At 50.5% G+C, this 364-nt stretch carries 1 protein-coding gene; it reads left to right on the top strand.

Features of this window, described 5'->3' with window-relative positions; all coding sequences use genetic code 11:
- Nucleotides 1–364 (top strand): type VI secretion system tip protein TssI/VgrG (gene tssI / locus QTN94_RS20590; protein WP_331428703.1); only part of this gene is annotated, 364 nt, incomplete at both ends.

The following is a 364-nucleotide window of genomic DNA, read 5'->3' as shown; positions in this document are numbered from 1 at the left end:
TCGCGTGAAAGTCCATTTCCACTGGGATCGCGAAGAGAGAAACCCTGAACATCGTTCATGCTGGGTGCGAGTCTCTCAAGGTTGGGCGGGCAGCCAGTACGGCATGGTCGCTTTACCTCGTATTGGGCACGAAGTGATTGTCTCATTTCTTAATGGTGACCCTGATCAGCCCATCATCACGGGGCGCACCTATCATGCGGTCAATAAACCGCCTTATGTTCTGCCCAAGAACAAAACCAAAACCGTCCTGCGCAGTGAGACCCACCAAGGACAAGGCTTTAACGAACTGAGTTTTGAAGACCAAGCAGACCAAGAGCAAGTCTATCTTCATGCGCAGAAGGATTTTGACTCGATAGTGCTGAAT

The sequence above is a fragment of the Vibrio sp. M250220 genome (assembly GCF_036533795.1).
GTDB lineage: Bacteria > Pseudomonadota > Gammaproteobacteria > Enterobacterales > Vibrionaceae > Vibrio.
Note: the sequence above shows the minus strand (reverse complement) of the source record. Positions and strands in the feature narration are given on the sequence as shown.